The organism is Algibacter sp. L3A6, assembly GCF_009796825.1.
Taxonomy (GTDB): Bacteria; Bacteroidota; Bacteroidia; order Flavobacteriales; family Flavobacteriaceae; genus Algibacter.
In genome coordinates, this window is sequence record NZ_CP047030.1 from 2,315,376 (window position 1) to 2,336,809 (window position 21,434).

Annotated in this window: 22 protein-coding genes; 18 read left to right on the plus strand and 4 right to left on the minus strand. The window is 32.5% G+C overall.

Translation table 11 applies throughout. The features are described from left to right. Positions 1-7 precede the first annotated feature (7 nt). The 17 genes from rplR (at position 8) to ctlX (ending at position 12,635) form a co-directional block, all read left to right on the plus strand. Positions 8-364, plus strand: a complete 357-nt coding sequence (gene rplR / locus GQR98_RS09685) for a 50S ribosomal protein L18 (protein WP_159019325.1) — start codon at positions 8-10, stop codon at positions 362-364. Positions 365-370: 6 nt separating this feature from the next. Next, on the plus strand, positions 371-895 hold the full coding sequence (rpsE, locus tag GQR98_RS09690; RefSeq protein WP_042499149.1) for a 30S ribosomal protein S5: 525 nt from the start codon (positions 371-373) through the stop codon (positions 893-895). 11 nt (positions 896-906) lie between these two features. Next, on the plus strand, positions 907-1,089 hold the full coding sequence (gene rpmD, locus GQR98_RS09695) for a 50S ribosomal protein L30 (protein ID WP_042499151.1): 183 nt from the start codon (positions 907-909) through the stop codon (positions 1,087-1,089). 11 nt (positions 1,090-1,100) lie between these two features. Next, positions 1,101-1,553: a 50S ribosomal protein L15 gene (rplO, locus tag GQR98_RS09700; protein ID WP_042499153.1), complete on the plus strand. Its 453-nt coding sequence runs from the start codon at positions 1,101-1,103 to the stop codon at positions 1,551-1,553. A gap of 14 nt (positions 1,554-1,567) precedes the next feature. Beyond that, a complete protein-coding gene (gene secY, locus GQR98_RS09705; RefSeq protein WP_074938996.1) occupies positions 1,568-2,914 on the plus strand; it encodes a preprotein translocase subunit SecY in 1,347 nt (448 codons plus the stop codon). 8 nt (positions 2,915-2,922) lie between these two features. Then, positions 2,923-3,138: a translation initiation factor IF-1 gene (infA, locus tag GQR98_RS09710; RefSeq protein WP_007094967.1), complete on the plus strand. Its 216-nt coding sequence runs from the start codon at positions 2,923-2,925 to the stop codon at positions 3,136-3,138. Positions 3,139-3,148: 10 nt separating this feature from the next. After that, positions 3,149-3,265, plus strand: a complete 117-nt coding sequence (ykgO, locus tag GQR98_RS09715) for a type B 50S ribosomal protein L36 (RefSeq protein ID WP_013305171.1) — start codon at positions 3,149-3,151, stop codon at positions 3,263-3,265. Positions 3,266-3,267: 2 nt separating this feature from the next. Then, positions 3,268-3,642 (plus strand): 30S ribosomal protein S13, encoded by a 375-nt coding sequence (gene rpsM, locus GQR98_RS09720; protein WP_042499155.1) that lies wholly within the window; start codon positions 3,268-3,270, stop codon positions 3,640-3,642. 99 nt (positions 3,643-3,741) lie between these two features. Then, positions 3,742-4,125 (plus strand): 30S ribosomal protein S11, encoded by a 384-nt coding sequence (gene rpsK, locus GQR98_RS09725; RefSeq protein WP_042499157.1) that lies wholly within the window; start codon positions 3,742-3,744, stop codon positions 4,123-4,125. Positions 4,126-4,318: 193 nt separating this feature from the next. Then, on the plus strand, positions 4,319-4,924 hold the full coding sequence (gene rpsD, locus GQR98_RS09730; RefSeq protein WP_159019326.1) for a 30S ribosomal protein S4: 606 nt from the start codon (positions 4,319-4,321) through the stop codon (positions 4,922-4,924). 94 nt (positions 4,925-5,018) lie between these two features. Further along, a complete protein-coding gene (locus tag GQR98_RS09735) occupies positions 5,019-6,011 on the plus strand; it encodes a DNA-directed RNA polymerase subunit alpha (RefSeq protein ID WP_042505212.1) in 993 nt (330 codons plus the stop codon). A gap of 58 nt (positions 6,012-6,069) precedes the next feature. Continuing rightward, positions 6,070-6,540, plus strand: coding sequence for a 50S ribosomal protein L17 (gene rplQ / locus GQR98_RS09740; protein WP_159019327.1), 471 nt, complete (start codon positions 6,070-6,072; stop codon positions 6,538-6,540). Positions 6,541-6,650: 110 nt separating this feature from the next. Beyond that, complete coding sequence (gene carA / locus GQR98_RS09745) at positions 6,651-7,757, plus strand: glutamine-hydrolyzing carbamoyl-phosphate synthase small subunit (RefSeq protein ID WP_159019328.1); 1,107 nt, start codon at positions 6,651-6,653, stop codon at positions 7,755-7,757. Between the two features lie 155 nt (positions 7,758-7,912). After that, a complete protein-coding gene (gene eno / locus GQR98_RS09750; protein ID WP_159019329.1) occupies positions 7,913-9,205 on the plus strand; it encodes a phosphopyruvate hydratase in 1,293 nt (430 codons plus the stop codon). 172 nt (positions 9,206-9,377) lie between these two features. After that, positions 9,378-10,664: a citrate synthase gene (locus GQR98_RS09755; protein ID WP_042505209.1), complete on the plus strand. Its 1,287-nt coding sequence runs from the start codon at positions 9,378-9,380 to the stop codon at positions 10,662-10,664. Between the two features lie 69 nt (positions 10,665-10,733). Further along, positions 10,734-11,648 (plus strand): dimethylarginine dimethylaminohydrolase family protein, encoded by a 915-nt coding sequence (locus GQR98_RS09760; RefSeq protein ID WP_159019330.1) that lies wholly within the window; start codon positions 10,734-10,736, stop codon positions 11,646-11,648. A gap of 51 nt (positions 11,649-11,699) precedes the next feature. Next, on the plus strand, positions 11,700-12,635 hold the full coding sequence (gene ctlX / locus GQR98_RS09765) for a citrulline utilization hydrolase CtlX (protein WP_159019331.1): 936 nt from the start codon (positions 11,700-11,702) through the stop codon (positions 12,633-12,635). A 3-nt stretch (positions 12,636-12,638) separates the two neighbouring features. Here ctlX and GQR98_RS09770 read toward each other — a convergent pair whose 3' ends face one another. Then, the gene (locus tag GQR98_RS09770; RefSeq protein WP_159019332.1) at positions 12,639-14,711 is read right to left on the minus strand and encodes a tetratricopeptide repeat-containing sensor histidine kinase; all 2,073 of its coding nucleotides are present in this window, start codon (positions 14,709-14,711) and stop codon (positions 12,639-12,641) included. Between the two features lie 460 nt (positions 14,712-15,171). Between GQR98_RS09770 and argS the strand changes: the two genes are divergently transcribed. Next, entirely contained in the window at positions 15,172-16,947 is a 1,776-nt protein-coding gene (gene argS, locus GQR98_RS09775) for an arginine--tRNA ligase (protein ID WP_159019333.1), read from the plus strand. 93 nt (positions 16,948-17,040) lie between these two features. On the opposite strand, the gene GQR98_RS09780 is transcribed toward argS, so the two are convergent. From GQR98_RS09780 to GQR98_RS09790, 3 genes are all read right to left on the minus strand, one after another. After that, the gene (locus tag GQR98_RS09780) at positions 17,041-18,090 is read right to left on the minus strand and encodes a nucleoid-associated protein (RefSeq protein ID WP_159019334.1); all 1,050 of its coding nucleotides are present in this window, start codon (positions 18,088-18,090) and stop codon (positions 17,041-17,043) included. A 48-nt stretch (positions 18,091-18,138) separates the two neighbouring features. Next, positions 18,139-20,568 (minus strand): ribonuclease HII, encoded by a 2,430-nt coding sequence (locus GQR98_RS09785; RefSeq protein WP_159019335.1) that lies wholly within the window; start codon positions 20,566-20,568, stop codon positions 18,139-18,141. An 84-nt stretch (positions 20,569-20,652) separates the two neighbouring features. After that, positions 20,653-21,240, minus strand: a complete 588-nt coding sequence (locus GQR98_RS09790) for a ribonuclease HII (protein WP_159019336.1) — start codon at positions 21,238-21,240, stop codon at positions 20,653-20,655. Positions 21,241-21,434: the final 194 nt, after the last annotated feature.

The window sequence follows — 21,434 nt, forward strand, 5'->3', positions numbered from 1 at the left end:
TTTAGTTATGGCATTGACAAAGAACGAAAGACGACTAAGAATAAAAAACAGAATTCGCAAGGTAGTTTCTGGAACAGAAGCTAGACCTAGATTAGCTGTTTATAGAAGTAATAAAGAAATTTATGCTCAGGTAGTTGATGATGTAAACGGTAAAACGTTAGCATCTTCTTCATCTAGAGATAAAGACATAAGTGCTGCAAAAGGTAATAAATCTGAAATCGCTGAACTAGTTGGTAAGGCATTAGGAGAAAAAGCTTTAAAAGCGGGTGTTGAAACTATTGCTTTTGATAGAGGTGGATATTTATACCACGGAAGAATTAAATCATTAGCTGATGGCGCTAGAGCCGCAGGACTTAAATTTTAAGAAATTATGTTCAAAAAATATAAAAGCGCAGAATTAGTAAAACCAGGTGGATTAGATCTTAAGGATCGTTTAGTTGGTGTGCAAAGGGTTACTAAAGTAACTAAAGGTGGTAGAGCATTTGGTTTCTCAGCAATCGTTGTGGTTGGTGATGAAGCTGGTGTTGTAGGACAAGGTTTAGGTAAATCTAAAGATGTTGCTAGTGCAATTGCAAAAGCTGTCGAAGATGCTAAGAAAAACCTAGTTAGAATTCCTATCATTAAAGGAACTTTACCCCACGAACAAAAAGGTAAATTTGGTGGAGCAAGAGTAAATATTATTCCTGCTGCTCCTGGTACAGGTGTAATTGCTGGTGGTGCTGTACGTACAGTATTAGAGGCCGTTGGTATTCACGATGTATTATCTAAATCTCAAGGATCTTCAAACCCTCATAACGTAGTAAAAGCAACTTTTGATGCTTTATTACAATTAAGAGATGCGAATGCCATTGCAAGAGATAGAGGTATTTCACTTCAACAAGTTTTTAACGCTTAATAACGACAGAGATGGCAAAAATTAAAGTAACAAAGGTTAAAAGCGCAATCAATCGTACGCTAAGACAAAAAAGAACTTTAGAAGCTCTTGGTCTTAAAAAGATTGGTCAGGTAAAAGAGCATGAGGCTACACCAAATATTCTTGGTATGGTTGCTAAAGTTTCACATTTAGTTTCTGTTGAAGAAACAAAATAATATAACTGAAAATGGATTTAAGTAATTTAAAACCTGCAGAAGGTTCAGTAAAAAATCAAGGAAAAAGAATAGGTCGTGGACAAGGTTCTGGTAAAGGTGGGACTGCTACACGTGGTCACAAAGGTGCTAAGTCTCGTTCTGGATATTCTAAGAAATTAGGTTTTGAAGGTGGTCAAATGCCTCTTCAAAGACGTGTTCCTAAGTTTGGTTTTACAAATATTAACCGTATTGAACACCAAGGCATCAATTTAGATACTTTGCAACAATTGGTTGATGACAAGAAAATTGAAGGTACAGTTGATTTTGAAACATTATTCACAAACCGTTTAGTAGATAAGAACGATTTAGTTAAGATCTTAGGACGTGGAGAATTAAAAGCAAAATTAAAAGTAACTGCTCATAAGTTTACTGCTTCAGCAAAAGCTGCTATTGAAGCTGCTGGAGGAGAAGCTGTAACTTTATAAGACTTATTTTAAGTATGAAATTTATAGAATCGTTAAAGAATGTTTGGAAAATAGAGGAACTAAGAAACAGAATTCTTATTACATTAAGTCTGTTATTAGTTTATCGTTTTGGAGCTCAAATAGTTTTACCTGGAATCGATGCTACGCTATTAGGTAGTTTAGCTGATAAGACAGATAGTGGAATATTAGGGATTCTTAATGCCTTTACTGGTGGTGCTTTTGCTAATGCTTCGGTATTTGCTTTAGGTATCATGCCTTACATTTCGGCTTCTATTGTTGTTCAGTTGATGGGGATTGCAATTCCTTATTTGCAAAAGCTTCAAAAAGAAGGCGCAAGTGGTCAAAAGAAAATCACTCAAATTACGCGTTGGTTAACAATAGCGATTTGTTTGTTACAAGCACCTGGATATTTAGCTAGTTTACCAGCTTTAGGTATTCCTGAAAGCGCATTCTTATTAGGGCAAGGTCCATTATTTTATTTTTCATCTGTATCAATTCTAGTTACTGGTTGTATATTCGCTATGTGGTTAGGAGAGAAAATTACAGATAAAGGTATTGGTAATGGTATATCTCTTTTAATAATGGTTGGTATTATCGCAAGATTACCACAAGTTTTTTTACAAAATGCAGCTACTAGATTAGAAGGGAATAACGTAATGCTTATTCTTTTTGAATTAGTAATCTGGTTTGTAATAATCCTTGGTTCTATTATGTTGGTTATGGGAGTTAGAAAAATTGCCGTACAATATGCTAGAAGAACAGCAACAGGAGGTTATGAAAAAGCTGCTATGGCTGGATCAAGACAATACATTCCGTTAAAGCTTAATGCATCTGGTGTAATGCCAATTATATTTGCACAGGCGATAATGTTTGTTCCTAGTTTAATAGGTGGTTCTTCATTCTTAAAAGAAACTGCAACCGGAATATGGATGCAAACTAATTATTCTGATATATTCGGTTTTTGGTACAATGTTACATTTGCTTTATTAATAATTGTTTTTACATATTTTTATACTGCAATTACGGTTCCAACAAACAAGATGGCAGACGATTTAAAACGTAGCGGTGGATTTATTCCAGGTATACGTCCAGGGTCTGAAACATCTGAATACTTAGATAAAATAATGTCTCAAATTACCTTACCGGGTTCTATATTTTTAGCACTTTTAGCTGTATTTCCAGCCTTTATTGTTAAGCTTATGGGAGTTCAACAAGGTTGGGCTTTATTTTTCGGAGGAACATCATTATTAATTATGGTGGGTGTTGCGATTGATACTATGCAACAAATAAATTCTTATTTGTTAAATAGACATTATGATGGTTTGATGAAGACAGGTAAAAATAGAAAAGCAGTAGCTTAATATATACTATGGCAAAACAAGCAGCAATAGAGCAAGACGGAACAATTATTGAAGCATTATCTAATGCGATGTTCCGAGTGGAATTAGAAAACGGTCACATTGTGACAGCACACATCTCTGGTAAAATGCGTATGCATTACATTAAGTTATTACCAGGTGATAAAGTGAAATTAGAAATGAGTCCTTATGATTTAACTAAGGCTCGAATAACTTATAGATACTAATACGAATACGATGAAAGTAAGAGCATCAGTTAAAAAGAGAAGTGCAGATTGCAAAATCGTGCGCAGAAAAGGCAGACTTTACGTGATAAACAAAAAGAATCCTAGATTTAAACAAAGACAAGGGTAATTATGGCAAGAATTGCAGGTGTAGACATACCGAAAAACAAAAGAGGAGTAATTTCCTTAACTTATATCTACGGAGTAGGTAGAAGTAGATCAAAAGAGATTTTAGCTGAAGCTAAAGTTGATGAAAGTATTAAAGTTCAAGATTGGAATGATGACCAAATAGCAGCCATTCGTGATGCTGTTGGTACATTTACAATTGAAGGTGAATTACGTTCTGAAACTCAATTAAACATTAAGCGATTAATGGATATTGGATGTTACAGAGGTATTCGTCATAGATCTGGTCTTCCATTAAGAGGGCAACGTACTAAGAACAACTCTAGAACCAGAAAAGGTAGAAGAAAAACTGTTGCTAACAAGAAGAAGGCAACTAAATAATAATTAGTCTTTAGTATTTAGACGTTGGAAGGAATCTGTTTGAAATTATAATAGTTTAGGATTCTAGCGACTATCACTAAAACTAAAAGCTAAAAGAATATGGCAAAAACAAGCACAAAAAAACGTAAAGTTATTGTTGATGCAGTTGGAGAAGCACACGTTACAGCTTCTTTCAATAACATCATTATTTCACTTACCAACAAAAAAGGAGACGTAATTTCATGGTCTTCTGCTGGTAAAATGGGATTTAGAGGGTCTAAAAAAAACACACCATATGCAGCTCAATTAGCTGCTGAAGATGCTGCAGGAGTAGCAACTGAAGCTGGCTTAAAGAAAGTAAAGGTTTATGTTAAAGGACCAGGGAATGGTAGAGAATCTGCTATTCGTTCTATTCATAATGCAGGTATTGAAGTAACAGAAATTATTGATGTTACACCATTACCACATAATGGATGTCGTCCTCCAAAAAGAAGAAGAGTTTAATCACGTTTTAAATAGCGTGCTTTAAATGAAGCAAGTATAGAAAAATTAATATCACCTCGTATGTAGGTGGTATTAATTTTTTGTGTAAATTTGCAAACTGAAATTATTAACAAGTATCAATACGGGAGATCAACGATTATCGAAGGATAAGATTAAGACCTTAATTCATAATCACTCTTAAAATCAATTTATTATGGCAAGATATACTGGTCCTAAAACTAAAATAGCTCGTAAATTTGGCGAGGCAATTTTTGGAGAAGATAAATCTTTTGAAAAAAGAAATTATCCTCCAGGACAACACGGAAACGCTAGACGTCGTGGAAAAAAATCTGAATACGCAATCCAGTTAATGGAAAAACAAAAAGCTAAATATACTTACGGTATTTTAGAGCGTCAATTTAGAGGTTTATTTAAGAAAGCAAGAGCTGCTCAAGGTATTACGGGTGAAGTTTTATTACAACTTTGCGAGTCTAGATTAGACAACGTGGTATTTAGAATGGGGATTGCTCCAACAAGAAGTGGTGCTAGACAATTAGTATCTCACAGACACATTACAGTTAATGGTGAATTGGTAAACATACCTTCTTACTCATTAAAAGCTGGAGATGTTGTTGCTGTTAGAGAAAAATCTAAATCACTTGAAGCGATCGATAGATCTCTTTCAAACTCAAGTCAAGTATTCGAATGGATTACTTGGAATACTGCTACTATGCAAGGTACTTACGTTTCTGTTCCTGCTAGAATTCAGATTCCAGAAAACATCAATGAGCAATTCATCGTCGAATTATACTCTAAATAATAATTAATTATATTGGTATTTGGCCAAAGGATTTATTAGTCTTCTTCATACTTTTAAATCGCGCAACTAAGTAACAATTAAAACGAAGAACAATATGGCAGTATTTAATTTTCAGAAACCTGACAAAGTAATCATGATTGATTCTACTGATTTCGAAGGTAAATTCGAATTCAGACCATTAGAACCAGGTTACGGTCTAACAGTAGGCAATGCACTAAGAAGAGTTTTATTATCTTCTTTAGAAGGTTTTGCTATCACATCTGTTAGAATAGAAGGTGTAGATCATGAGTTTTCAGCAATTGCTGGAGTAGTGGAAGATGTAACAGAAATCATCTTAAACTTAAAACAAGCTCGTTTTAAAAGACAAATTGAAGATATTGATAACGAGTCTATCTCTATTTCAATTTCTGGTCAAGATAAAATTACAGCTGGTGATTTTCAGAAGTTTATTTCTGGTTTTCAAGTATTAAATACAGAGTTAGTTATCTGTAACTTAGATCCAAAAGTTAATTTCAATATGGAAATTACAATTGAAAAAGGTAGAGGATATGTTCCTGCTGAAGAAAATAAGAAAGCTTCTGCACCAATTGGAACTATTTTTACTGATTCAATTTACACACCAATAAAGAATGTTAAGTATAGTATTGAAAACTATCGTGTTGAACAAAAAACTGATTATGAAAAATTAGTTTTCGAAATCATCACCGATGGATCAATTACTCCACAAGACGCTTTAACGGAAGGCGCTAAAACGTTAATTCACCACTTCATGTTATTCTCTGATGAGCGTATCACATTAGAAGCTGATGAAATTGCACAAACTGAAACTTATGATGAAGAATCTCTTCACATGCGTCAGTTACTTAAAACTAAGTTAATCGATATGGATTTATCGGTACGTGCTCTTAATTGTTTAAAAGCTGCTGAAGTAGATACTTTAGGTGATTTAGTATCTTTCAATAAAAATGATTTAATGAAATTCAGAAACTTCGGTAAGAAGTCTTTAACTGAGCTAGAAGAGCTTGTAAATGTTAAAGGTTTAAACTTCGGAATGGACTTAAGTAAATATAAATTAGATAAAGATTAATTAATCATATTTTGCTCCTCGATGTCGAGTTTAGTAGCAAGATGATAACACAAATGTCATGAGACACGGAAAAAAAATAAACCACTTAGGTAGAAAAACTGCCCACAGAAAATCAATGTTAGCTAATATGGCTTGTTCTTTAATAGAACACAAACGTATTAACACAACGGTTGCAAAAGCAAAAGCTTTAAAGCAATTTGTTGAACCAATGATTACTAAGTCTAAAGAAGATACAACACATAACAGACGTATTGTGATGTCTCGTTTAAGACAAAAGGATGCTGTAGCAGAATTATTTAGAGATGTTGCTGCGAAAATCGGTGACAGACCAGGTGGATATACAAGAATTATCAAACTTGGAAATCGTTTAGGTGATAATGCTGATATGGCAATGATAGAACTTGTTGATTACAACGAGATTTACAATGCTGATAAAGCTAAGAAGAAAACAACAAGAAGAAGTAGAAGAGGTGGTTCTAAGCCAGAAGCTGCTCCTGTTGAGACTAAAGCATCAAACGAAGAAGAATAAATGTTAATAAGCATTTAATATATTAAGGATAAACTATTTTAGTTTATCCTTTTTTTTGCGCAAATTTGTAAAACTTTTGTTCCTTATGTAAGGAATTTTATCTCAACTATATGAAATATCAAAAAAGACAAAAAGCCATCATCTTATTAGCCGATGGTACCATTTTTTACGGTAAAGCAGTAGCAAACAAGCAAGGCACTGCATTTGGAGAAGTATGTTTTAATACTGGAATGACCGGTTATCAAGAAATTTTTACCGATCCATCGTATTACGGTCAATTAATGGTTGCCACCAATGCACATATTGGTAATTATGGTACTAATGACAATGAAGTGGAGTCCGATTCTATTAAAATAGCAGGACTTATTGTTAAAAACTTTAGTTATGAGTATTCAAGAGAAGACTCTGATGGTTCGTTAGAAGAGTTTTTAGAGAAGAATAATCTATTAGCTATTTCTGATGTTGACACACGTGCTTTAGTAAGTTATATTCGTGACAACGGAGCTATGAATGCTGTTATTTCTACCGAAGTGGATAATGTTGAAGGTTTAAAGAAGCAATTGGCAGAGCAGCCTAATATGGAGGGTTTAGAGTTAGCTTCTAAAGTATCAACAAAAGAACCTTATTTCTTCGGAGATGAAAATGCAACTTATAAAGTAGCTGCCTTGGATATTGGTATCAAAAAGAATATCCTTAGAAATATAGCTAAGAGAGATGCTTACATAAAAGTTTTTCCTTACAATGCTAAGTTTGAGGAATTGGAAGCCTTTAACCCTGATGGTTACTTCTTGTCTAATGGACCTGGTGATCCAGAACCATTAGTAGAAGCTCAAGAAGTAGCTAAAGAAATTATAAAAAGAGACTTACCTTTATTTGGTATTTGTCTTGGACACCAAGTCATTGCTTTGGCAAATGGTGTCTCTACTTATAAAATGCATAACGGACACAGAGGTATTAATCATCCTGTAAAGAATTTAAAAACTGGTAAAGGTGAAGTTACATCTCAAAATCATGGTTTCGCCGTGAATAGGGAAGAAGCTGAAGCAAATGCTGATTTAGAAATTACACACTTACATTTAAATGATGATACAGTTGCTGGTTTAGCAATGAAAAATAAAAACTGTTTTTCTGTACAATACCATCCTGAGGCAAGTCCTGGACCACACGATTCAGATTATCTTTTCGATCAATTTATCGAAAACATTAAGAATAAATAACAACAAGAAACCTCAAATAGTCAACCGATTATTTGGGGTTTTCTTTTACTAAAACGTTGTAGATATGTTTTTACAAATTTCTTCTAAAACATATAAAAAATAACAAGATTTAACCGTAAATTTGAAATAATTAAAAGATTAAAATAAACAAAATTATGAGCATAATAATTAATATTCACGCTAGACAAATTTTAGATTCTAGAGGAAATCCTACTGTTGAAGTAGATGTTGTAACAGAAAATGATGTTTTAGGGAGAGCTGCTGTACCATCAGGAGCGTCAACAGGAGAACATGAAGCTGTTGAGTTAAGAGATGGTGGTGATGCTTACATGGGCAAAGGTGTTTTAAAAGCCGTTGACAATGTAAATTCTATTATTGCTCAAGAATTATTAGGTGTTTCTGTATTTGAACAAAATCTAATCGATAAGATTATGATTGAGTTAGACGGAACTCCAAACAAATCTAAATTAGGAGCCAATGCCATTTTAGGTGTGTCTTTAGCAGTAGCTAAAGCTGCAGCTGGAGAGTTAGGTTTACCATTATACCGTTACGTAGGTGGTGTTTCTGCTAATACGTTACCATTACCAATGATGAACATTATTAATGGTGGTTCTCATAGTGATGCTCCAATTGCATTTCAAGAATTTATGATTATGCCTGTAAAAGCTAAAAACTTTACACACGCTATGCAAATGGGAACGGAAATTTTCCATAACCTTAAAAAAGTGTTGCATGACAGAGGTTTAAGTACTGCTGTTGGTGATGAAGGTGGTTTTGCTCCAAACTTAGCGGGTGGGACAGAAGATGCTCTAGAAACTATTGCAAAAGCTGTTGAAAACGCTGGTTACAAATATGGCGAAGAAGTAAAAATCGCGTTAGACTGTGCTTCTGCAGAATTTTTTGAAAATGGTGTTTACGATTATAAAAAGTTCGAAGGTGATTCAGGAGTTGTAAGAACTTCTAAAGAACAAGCAGAATATTTAGCTGAATTAGTATCTAAATATCCAATTATCTCTATTGAAGATGGTATGGATGAAAACGATTGGGAAGGTTGGAAATACTTAACTGAATTAGTTGGTGATAAAGTTCAATTAGTTGGTGATGATTTATTTGTAACTAATGTAGAGCGTTTATCTCGTGGTATTAAAGAAGGTATTGCAAATTCAATTTTAATTAAAGTAAACCAAATTGGAACTTTAACTGAAACTATTGCAGCTGTAAATATGGCACACAATGCTGGTTACACTTCTGTAATGTCTCACCGTTCTGGTGAAACTGAAGATAACACTATTGCAGATTTAGCAGTAGCATTAAATACAGGGCAAATTAAAACAGGATCTGCGTCTCGTAGTGATCGTATGGCTAAATACAACCAATTACTTCGTATTGAAGAAGAGTTAGGTGAAGTAGCTTATTTTCCTCAAGAAAATGCATTCAAAATAAAGTAAACTTCATTTTAAGTTTATGAGTAAAAAGCGATTATTTTTTAATAATCGCTTTTTTATTTCCTATACATGTTAATAATTCTTAAATCGACGAAATCGTTTGCGATATTCTCAAATAAATAAATAGATATTTCGTAAATTAGCGCAACTTAAATTAAAACTTTTTAAAAAAATTATGTCAGATAAAGCTATACTAGAAATAAACGGCAAAAAACACGAGTTCCCGTTAGTAACAGGAACAGAAAATGAAGTAGCCATGGATATTAAAACGCTTAGAAGCGTTACTGGTGGTGTAACAACAATAGACCCAGGTTATAAAAATACAGGATCGTGTGAAAGTGCTATTACATTTTTAGATGGTGAAAAAGGTATTTTAAGATATAGAGGGTATTCTATCGAAGAGTTAGCTGAAAAAGCAGACTTCTTAGAAGTTGCATTTCTTTTAATCTTTGGAGAGCTTCCAAACAAAGCTCAACTTGATAAGTTTCATGATGATATCAAGAAAAACTCTATAGTTGACGAGGATGTTCATAAAATTTTAGATGCATTCCCTAAATCAGCACACCCAATGGGCGTGTTATCATCTTTAACAAGTGCGTTAACAGCTTTTAATCCAAGTTGTGTTAATGTAGATTCTGAAGAAGACATGTACCAATCTGTTGTACGTCTTTTAGGTAAATTCCCTGTGTTAGTAGCATGGACAATGCGTAAAAAGAGTGGATTACCACTTGATTATGGAGATAAAAATTTAGGTTATGTTGAAAACATCTTAAAAATGATGTTTAAAGAACCAAACGAGGAGTATACTCAAAGTAAAATTTTAGTAAACGCCTTAGATAAATTATTAATTTTACATGCAGATCACGAGCAAAACTGTTCTACATCTACAGTAAGAATTGTAGGTTCATCTCATGCCGGATTATTTGCTTCGATTTCTGCTGGTATTTCTGCACTTTGGGGTCCACTTCACGGTGGTGCTAACCAAGCTGTTTTAGAAATGCTTGAAGGTATTAAAGCTGATGGTGGAGATACTAAAAAGTATATGGCAAAAGCTAAAGACAAGGAAGATCCTTTCCGTTTAATGGGCTTTGGTCACCGTGTTTATAAAAACTTCGATCCACGTGCAAAAATAATTAAAGTTGCTGCCGATGAAGTATTAGGAGATTTAGGTGTAGAAGATCCTATTTTAGATATTGCAAAAGGTCTTGAAAAAGAAGCTTTAGAAGATCCGTATTTTGTTGATAGAAAATTATACCCGAACGTAGATTTCTATTCAGGAATTATATACAGAGGTATGGGAATTCCAACAGATATGTTTACAGTAATGTTTGCATTAGGTCGTTTACCAGGTTGGATCGCTCAATGGCGTGAAATGCGTTTAAAGAAAGAACCAATTGGTCGTCCAAGACAATTATATGTAGGTGAAACTTTAAGAGGTTTTAAACCTTTAGAGGAAAGATAAAATAGTCTTTTAAAAAAATAAAGAAAGGTCTATAACTTAATTGTTATAGACCTTTTTTATATTTACAACATGATAAAACTCAATGTTAAAAACGAAACATCTAGACTTCGCGCTGTTATTTTAGGAATAGCTAAAAGTAATGGTCCTGTGCCGGCTGCAGAAGATTGTTATGATCCCAAAAGTGTGGAGCATGTATTATCTGGTACTTACCCAAAAGAAGCTGATATGATTGCTGAAATGGATGCCGTTTTAGAGGTTTTTAAAAAGTATGATGTAAAAGTTTATCGACCAGAAGTTATTGAAAATTGTAATCAAATATTCTCTAGAGATATTGCTTTTGTAATTGAAGATAAAATAATAAGAGCTAATATTTTACCAGATAGAGAAGAAGAGGTAGAAGCTATTCAATATATCTGCGATCAAATAGATGTAAATAATAGAATTATTCTGCCAGAAGATTGCCATGTTGAAGGTGGTGATGTGATGCCGTGGAACGATTATATTTTTATTGGTACATATTCTGGTGAAGATTATCCAGACTTAATTACGGCGCGCACTAATATGGACGCTGTTATTGCCATACAAGAATTGTTTCCAGAAAAAACAGTAAAATCTTTTGAGCTTAGAAAATCAAATACTAATGCCAAAGAAAATGCGTTGCATTTAGATTGCTGTTTTCAACCAATAGGAAAAGGAAAAGCTATCATTCATAAAAATGGTTTTTTAGTTGAAAAAGAATACCAATGGCTAGTCGATTTCTTCGGAAAAGATAACGTTTTTCAAATCACTAAAGATGAAATGTACCAGATGAATAGCAATGTTTTTTCAATTTCGGAAGATGTTATTATTTCAGAAAAAAACTTCACACGTTTAAATACTTGGTTAAGGTCTGAAGGCTTCACTGTTGAAGAAGTACCTTATGCTGAAATAAGTAAACAAGAAGGTTTGTTGCGCTGTACAACCATGCCTTTAATTCGAGATTAAATTTTCAACTATATATTTAATAATACTTTTGTAATACAATCGTAATACATTATGCAACAAACAACAAATACTATTTTAATGATTCGTCCGGTTAATTTTAGGATGAATGAGCAAACGGCCGTAAATAATTATTACCAAAAGGATTTAGAAAATACTTTACCTAAAACGGTTAATGCAAAAGCTCAGCAGGAATTCGATATTTACGTTGATAAATTAAGAAACATTGGGGTAAACGTAATTGTGGTTAATGATACCGAGGATACCGATACGCCAGACTCTATTTTTCCTAATAATTGGGTGTCATTTCACGAAAACGGGAATGTTGGATTATATCCTATGTTTGCCGAAAACCGTCGTGTAGAGCGTCGTGAAGATATTTTGGAAACTCTCGAAGAAAATGGATTTGTAATAAATAACGTTATAGATTATACAACAGCGGAAGATGAAGATGTTTTTTTAGAAGGAACTGGAAGTGTAATTCTAGATCGTGTAAATCGTAAAGCTTATTGTGCGTTATCTCCAAGAGCCGACGAAGATTTATTTATAGAATTCTGCGAAGACTTTGAATTTTTTCCTGTTATTTTTAATGCGAATCAAACTGTTGAAGGAAATAGGAAAGCTATTTATCACACAAACGTAATGATGTGTGTTGGAGAAACTTTTGCGGTAATTTGTTTAAGCAGTATTGATGATAAAAAGGAACGCAAAAATGTGTTAAAGCATTTAAAAGAAGACGGAAAAACTATTATCGATATTACGGAAGATCAGGTTAATAATTTTGCGGGCAATATGCTTCAGGTAAAAGGAAGTGATGATACTTCGTATTTAATAATGAGTCAGTCGGCTTATGATAGCTTAACAAAACAACAAATAAATACTATAGAACAACATACTAAAATACTATCGAGTTCTTTAAGTACTATAGAATTTTGTGGTGGTGGTAGCGCTCGCTGTATGATGGCCGAAGTATTTCTACCAAAAGCTTAAAGTTTATTCTTCAGGTTTCGATTTGGGTAATTGAATGTAAAATGTAGTACCAACGTTTGCCATACTTTCTACCCAAATTTTACCGTTGTTAAGTTCAACCAGTTCTTTACAAATAGGTAAGCCTAAGCCTGTGCCTTTTTCATTATTTGTACCAGAGGTTGTAAACGGAGTGCTTTTAAAGAGTTTGTTAATGTTTTCCTCAGGAATTCCAATACCGGTATCGGCAATACTTACAATACAACTTCCATTATTTATATGGTTGGTAATACTAATAACATCACCTTTTTTACAGAATTTAAGCGCATTGGCTAATAGATTTTGTATTACTATTTCAAACATGCTTCTATCCGCGAAAGCGAAATCACGAAGCGAATTGTTCATTAAAGTAATGCCCTTTTTCTCCATTCTTTGTTCAATAAGTTGCACTTTGTCTTTAAAGACTTCCTGAACATCAAATAGGGTTGGCTTAGGCTCTAAAGATTGCATTTGAGACTTAGACCAGTTTAATAGATTAAAAAGGAGCAGTGATGCGTTGTTTGCATTTTCACTTAACTCAGGGATTAAGGCGTCGAACTCTTCTTTTGTTAAAGAACCATCTTTTAGTAAATTAATAAAACCAGTTATAGATGATAGCGAATCTTTTAAATCGTGAGAGATAATTGAGAACAATTTATCTTTTACATTTATTACATTTTCTAGGTTTTGTGTTTCTTCTAATAATGCAGCGTTTTCTAATTCAATTAAAGTGTTTTTTTCTTCTAGTTCAGCTATTCTTTTAGTATTCTTACTTCCTCTATTATATAGGAATATTAAAATCAAAACGGCAATACAAAGTGCGAATACTAAGAAATACACATAGAAATTATAGTGATTAAATTTTAATCGACTACCTGAAGCGCTTTCATCAACATCTTTACTGTCTTGTACTAAGTTTGAAGACGTTAATGTATCATTAACCTGAGTAGCAAAGTCTATTGTAGTCGGACTCGCTACAGGAGCTTGCACGACTTCAATAGGAACGTTTAAGTCTGCTTTTAATTCATAATATTTACCTTGCCAAATAAAAGCATTATAGAAATTCCGTTGTGTAGAATCTACGGCCTTCATTAACTTGTATTGCTTAAGTAACTCCTGTTTATTGTTTAAGTTTTTTGCAATTTCTCCAGCTTCAAGAAGTTGATTTTTAGCAGTCTTTAATCGGTTTTTCTGCAAGTTTAAATCACCAAGATTGTTTAATACGGTAAGTAAATTGCGCTTGTTATTACTCGCACGATTTAAGTTGTAGCCTTTAATTAGGTAATTTGTTGCCTTATCATAGTTTTTAATAGCTAAATATTCACCACCTAATTTAGGGTATATGGACGCTCTTAATGTATCTGAATACTCATTTAGACTCAGTAACTTTTCAAAATAAAATATAGATTTTTTATGCTCCTCCTTTTTATAATAAAGATCAGAAAGTCTTTGATACGTGCTGTTTACTCCGCTAGAGTCTTTTAATTGTTCCTGTAGCGCTAATGCTTTTATGTTGTAAGTTATAGCGAGATTTTGTGCATTTGTGTGGTAATAGCTTTCGGCTAAAGTATTGTATGCTACGCTAAGCTCTTCTTGTAAATCACTATGTTCAAGTGTTTTTGTTGCCGCTAAAGCATGTTCTATACCTTTAGTGAAGTTACCACGGTTACTTTCTAATGTGCCAATACTGTTGTGCACTTTAGCTACAGCAATAGTATCTCGCTGTTCTACAAATAAATTTTTCGCTTTCGCAAAGCCACTTATGGCATTGATGTAGTCGTTCTTTTCTGCATAATACAATGCTTTGTAAAATGTAGTTTCGGCGATACCTTTTTGGTAGTTGAAAGAATAGGATAGTTTTTCACTAGCCTGAACATATTTCATACCTCTATCATACTCTTTTAGAGCATAAAGCGATTTAATTAAATGTAAATAGGGAACAACCTTAGTCGAGTCTTGTTTTTGGAAAGCGAGTTCTATAAATAGACTATCTATTTCTTTGGTTTGCGAGAAACCAAGAAACATAGTAAAAAACAGAAAAGCCGTGATTATTTTCCTCATAAAAACGTCACAATCACTTTTAAGCTAAACTATAAAACAACCGTGTAGTATTGAGAGCGGTTATAGTTGTTTTGGCTACTAGAGAACTGTTGGTTAGGTATTATAAAAATTAATTTATTTTTTGTTGTAATAGCATTACGTTGCTAATTTTATAAAAACCATGTTTATAATCTAATTTTTAGGGCTTATTGCCAATATATTAGATGAAATACGACTTAAGTTTTTTCGAATATTCGACGAATAGTTAAAAAGCCATAAATACTGATGAAATACAATTTATATAGCTAATTATTTTAGAACTCTTTTCTTAGTAATCCCTTTAAAAACATAGGTTTATGCTTACAAATAATGTTTCTTTTTTTGTGTCAAACAACTTGTTTTTACTTTTATATATTAAGACAAGTTTTTACAAATAGGCATAAATAAAAATTTTATCTTTGCGCACTTAAAGTTACAAGACATGAATCTTCAAGAAACCTTATCAAATCAAGTAAAACAAGCTGTTTTATCTTCATATAAAGTAGAATTAGAAACTGTAGAATTTCAGGCAACAAGAAAAGAATTTGCTGGGGATATTACAGTAGTAGTTTTTCCTATGTTACGCGTTGTAAAAGGAAACCCAGTTCAAATTGGTGAAACTATAGGGAACTATTTGGTCGATAATGTTAGCATTGTAAAGGCTTTTAATGTTGTTAAGGGCTTTTTAAATATTGAAATTAGCGATTCGTATTTTATAGATTTCTTTAATGGAGTAAAAGAAGAATCGGGATATGGTTTGGTTGCTCCAACGGCAGGAGAGAAGGCGGTTATGGTTGAGTATTCTTCACCTAACACGAATAAACCATTACACCTTGGCCATGTTAGAAATAACCTTTTGGGTTACAGTGTAGCCGAAATTTTAAAAGCTTCGGGAAAAAAAGTATATAAAACTCAAATTATAAACGATCGTGGTATACATATTTGTAAAAGTATGTTGGCTTGGCAGAAGTTTGGAGAAGGTGAAACACCGGAATCTACAGGATTAAAAGGGGATAAATTGGTTGGTAACTATTATGTGAAGTTTGACCAAGAATATAAAAAAGAAATTCAAGACTTAATTAGCAAAGGAAGCTCTGAAGAAGAAGCTAAGAAGAACGCACCTATTTTATTGGAAGCTCAAAGTATGCTTTTAAAGTGGGAAGCTGGAGAAGAGGAAGTTGTTAAGCTTTGGAAGGAAATGAATAGCTGGGTTTACGATGGTTTTAATGTTACTTACAAGAATTTGGGAGTAGATTTTGATACCTTATATTATGAAAGTAATACTTATTTATTAGGAAAGGAATTTGTTGAGCAAGGATTAAAATCTGGCGTATTTGTTAAAGAAGAAGATGGATCGGTTTGGTGTGATTTAACAGAAGACGGACTAGATAAGAAAATTGTACAACGATCGGACGGTACTGCTGTTTACATGACCCAAGATATTGGTACAGCTATACAACGTATTAAAGATTTTCCTGATGTTGGAGGTATGGTTTATACGGTTGGTAATGAGCAAGATTATCACTTTAAAGTATTGTTTTTAATTCTGAAAAAATTAGGATTCGACTGGGCAAAAAATCTATACCATTTAAGTTATGGTATGGTAGATTTACCTAGCGGAAAAATGAAAAGTCGTGAAGGAACTGTTGTTGATGCCGATGATTTGGTTGAAGAAATGGCTAAAACGGCTGGAGAAATCTCTGAAGAATTAGGAAAACTTGACGGTTACTCTGATGAGGAGAAGCAAGAACTTTATAAAACAATTGGTTTAGGCGCATTAAAATATCATATTTTAAAAGTTGATCCTAAAAAACGTATTCTTTTTGACCCCAAGGAATCTATCGATTTCCAAGGAAACACAGGGCCTTTTATTCAATATACTTATGCTAGAATTCAATCTATTTTAAGAAAGGCAGAATTAGAAAATTCGAATTTAAAAAACACGGATTTACATCCAAAAGAAAAAGAACTAATAAAGCAACTTCAATTATTTCCTGAAGTTATACAAAGTGCGGCCGAACAACACAGTCCTGCTTTAATTGCTAATTATACTTACGATTTGGTTAAGGAGTTTAATTCATTCTATCAAAATGTATCTATTTTAGGTGCAGATAATGATGTTGAAAAACAATTGAGAGTGCAACTATCAAACACGGTTGCAAACACTATAAAAAATGCTTTTTCATTATTAGGGATTCAAGTTCCAGAACGCATGTAGAATCAAGATTTGAGAAGATATATTATAGATTTAAAATTAAAAAAAATCGGCTTTCCTCTAAAGAAAAGCCGATTTTTTTATTCTCACTTACTGTTAAGTTTCTTCATTAAAAAATACTTTGTAGTAGTGCATTTTCTTTTCCTCATCATAACCACGTTCTAAATATTCTTCCGAGGCATCGGGCGCATCAATATCGAGTTTAATTTGGATGTTGGTGTCTAACTTTATATCAGTTTTAATCTTTCTTTTTTCTTTGGTAACAACAGCTTCTGCAACATCAAATTGATTTCTAATAATGTAGCTTTGTTCGCCTTCAAACTCCTTTTTGTAAGAGTCGAATTCTTTTTTGTGCTTATCCTCTTCGAACAATTCGTCTTTAAAACGCTCGATGTTTACAATTTCATTTTCTTTAAAAAAATCTATCGATTTAGCTAAAAAAGTGTTTTGTTCTTTAGCACCATAATTAGGTTTTAAAACATCGGTAGAGAAGTCTTTTAATAGTTCTATATATTGTTGCGTATGGTTGTTAGCATCATCGGCATATTTAATATTTAAAAAGTGATTTAACCAATAAGCAGCATCATAGCTATTATTGTCTACACTTAAAATAATATTGCCTTCACCATCAGATTGATTTAAAATTAAACAACCCTTATCTACCTTTTTAGAACTTATTCCGTTTTGTACCAAAACATCATAACTATTGTTTTCTAAATACGTTTGAAAGAAATTTACTTTGCTTTCAATTTTAAAAATACCAATAGCATTTGTGGTAATATCTCTAAACTCTATACCTTCAAACATTACAATTAAAACATCACCTGTTTTTATTTGCGCAGAACTCGATTGCTCGTAAAGGTGCGTAACAATGTGTTTAGAAACTTCAACAAAAGCTTCTTCATCATTAAACATTTGAGCCGAGTAGCTGTTTATTTCGTTTAGTGTAATATTGGCATGGTGGTTAAAACGGTAACTTTGTACAACACTGCCAAAAGGACGAAGTAGAAAAGGGAGCATCAGCTCGTAACTAGCTTCATCAAATTCAACGAGGTTGTCGGAAAATGCATTTTTAGTGTCGTTAAATTTATTACCAACTTTATGAATTATGAATTTTGATATTTCGGCATTTTTTCTTGTAATCATTTGCGTTTTTTTAAGTAGAGTAGTTTGAGTTAAAACTAATGGAATAGATTAATTAATTTGATAAAGTAAAACCGAATTAGCGTCTCCTTTAGCAATAAACTCTAGATTTTGATCTTTATCGCTGTTTGCTAAGTCTATGTTAGAATTTGCATACACTGGGAAATTTGGCAATAACTTAGCTTGGCTATCAAACAAATACGTTTTTTGAGACTGTAAGTCGGTAATAGAAACGTAAATTTTATTGTTTAGAATAAAAATTTCGGCATCGTCGTAATTTCCGTAATCTAAGTTTATGGTTTTATTTCTAATGGTTAATTTGTTTTCCGATTGATATACTAATGTTTTACTTGTAGTAGCGATGTTGTTTTTAGTAGATAAATTAAGGTTTTGCGTAGTAACATTACCTTTTGTATCAATACTTATTAAATCGCCTTTATTGGTTGTAGTTGTAAATTTACTGAGGTATATGTAAATAGGTTTGCTAGAAAATGAAAGCGTAGTTTTTGGTGTTACCCTTGTTTTTCCAACGCGATCTAATATTAAAAGTTTGTTTTCGGTTGTTATGGTAATATAATCTTTATTTCCAATTCTAAAGTGTTGTGGTTGCGCAATAATTGAGTTGTTGGCTGCTTTAAATGTAAAACCTTTTACAATTTTTCCATTAGCATCGTACATTAAAACGTTTTTATCCTGAGTTACTAAAAGACGATATTTTTTGTTGTTATCATAATCGAAAACAGAAAGTGGCTGTGTAATAGCATCGCTAAATTTTAAAGGAAAGGAAGAGACATTTTTACCTTTTCGATTTAAAATATAAACGCGGTTTGGTGTAGCAAAAGCGAACTGCAATCTACCATTTTTATAGATGTCAATTTGTTCAATTTTACCCAATACAGGACCTTGTAATTGTTTTTTCCACTGTATTTTTCCACTGTTAGAAATTAAGTATAAGTTATTCTTAATATCTTGAACTACAATATCTTTTTGCTTTGTAATATGGTTGGTTACAAATTGTGGAGTATTTAGTAAATCGGCATCTAGCTTGATGTTCCATTCTTCGGAAATAGATTGTTCTGCAGCCTTGGCTTTGTTCGTTTTTATTATAGCATTTACATGCGCAAAATTAGTATCGTATATAAATTGAAGCGCAGATGTTTTATAGGATTCTAAGTTTAAGCTAGGTGTTTTTGTTAAGTTCTTCTTGATAATTGTTTCTAAGCTATTTGAATTTGTTACCATCAAAATTGAAGCAGCATCGCTTAATTCTTCCTGAACATTTTTAAAATAATTTCGAGAGCCTAACGTTGTTTTGTTTTGATAGTTAGAGATAATGTTCTGAAGCATTTCTAAATCTGCTGCAAAAACAAAAAACTGATCTAAAACACAGTATAATTTAGCTTGGTTTGAAGAAATTAAAGGTGAAAATGTTTCAGAAAACAGAGTTGAGTTACTAAAGTTGTAAATAGAAATATCTCTGTAGGTTTCTGTTATATTTTGTTCTGCAAGCAAGGCATCTTTAGTTGCAATAATATCGGTTGAATTTAGAACGATAGCTCGTTTTTCATCTTCATAAATAACACCAATTTCGATAACGTCATCTAAAAGATTAGTAGTGCTAGCTATGGTGTCTTTTTCTCTAAAAAGAGCTAGATTATGTTTTAAAACTTTAAAATCATTAAAAGTAAAACTCATAAACGCATCGCTATTTGAAGGTGTAATATGTTGAATGGTATTAACCTGCGGAATGGTGTTTTTAAAAACGTTTATTAAGCTTTTAGTAGAATCTGTTGCCTTAGTGATACCATTAAAATATAATGCGTTTTGACTAGCATCTATATCTAATGCTAAGTGATTTGTAAATGTTTTTAAAGAGATAGAATCTTCAATAAAAATCGATTTTATAAAATTGGCTTTACTGTCGATTATTACAGATAGATTTTTCTTATCTGTGCTTTTGTAAATTTTTTGTTGTTCTAGATCAATAGCTAGCGGATTAAACGCTAGTTCTATAGTTTTTTGGGATGATGAGGCAATGAAAACACTATCAATAATAGTACTGAAAAATACATTTTTGTTGAGTGTACTTTTTATAATGGTGCTGTTTTTAAAAGGGAAAGATTCTTCTTTATAATTTTTTAAAGAATCTGTAACAAATAGGCTATCGTGGTACTTTGTAATTAAGGTGTAATTTAAACTATTTTCTTTGGTTTTTGAAAAGCAGATTAATATCTGACTATTTGATTTTAAAACTTCTAAATTTTCGAATTTACTTTCTAAGTTCTCATAAATATTAGATTTTGAAAACTGCTGTATGAGTTCACTATTGTTTATGCTACTTTGTAGACTTTCAATGTTTCTAGCTTTTAAAATAACGGTACTATGTTCTGGTATAAAATCTATTAAGCTAGTCCGTTTTTTTTTAGTATTGGTACAGCTTAAAGTGATAAATAGTAAAAGTATTATTGAAAGAGAACGCATGAATAAATTAATTTTTACAAACCTACGATTTTTCGGTTTTATAATATTAAAAAAGTATTAATTAGTGGTGGTAGCCAACAAGGTTTAAACTACTTCTGGTAATAGCCTAAATGTTTTTCTATGGTATTTAGTAATTCCAAATTCTGCAATGGCACGTCGATGCTCTTTAGTAGGGTAGCCTTTATTTTGTTTCCAGTTATACATCGGGAATTCTTCATGGATTTTATCCATATATAAATCTCGATATGTTTTAGCTAAAATAGAGGCCGCAGCAATACTCAAGTATTTGCCGTCACCTTTAATAATGGTTTCAAAAGGGATGTCTTTGAAAGGTTTGAATCTGTTACCATCCACAATAATAAATTCTGGCTGTGGTTCTAGTTGTTCAATAGATTTATGCATCGCTAAAATTGATGCGTTTAATATATTTATATCGTCAATTTCTTCTTGAAAAACATGAGCAACTCCAAAGGTTAATGCATGTGCCTCGATAATCGGTTTTAAAATATCACGTTTTTTCTCACTAAGCTGTTTAGAATCGTTTAAGATGATGTTTTTAAAATCCTTAGGTAAAATTACTGCGGCAGCGGTAACTGGTCCTGCCAAGCAGCCTCGTCCAGCTTCGTCTGTGCCACATTCTAAAATGATGTTTGAGTGATTTGCTAAAAGCATATTCTTTTTGTTCCAAAAGTATGAACTTTTGTTTATTGATATGGAGAAATAAAACACTAAAAAATTAGATTTTGTGGCATTGATAATATTTTGTTATTATTTGAGCAGTGGTTTCAATATTTTACAAATTATGGATATGTAATTTACAAATAACACTAAATACTGCGTTTTTGTTAAAATTTTAACAGATTTCT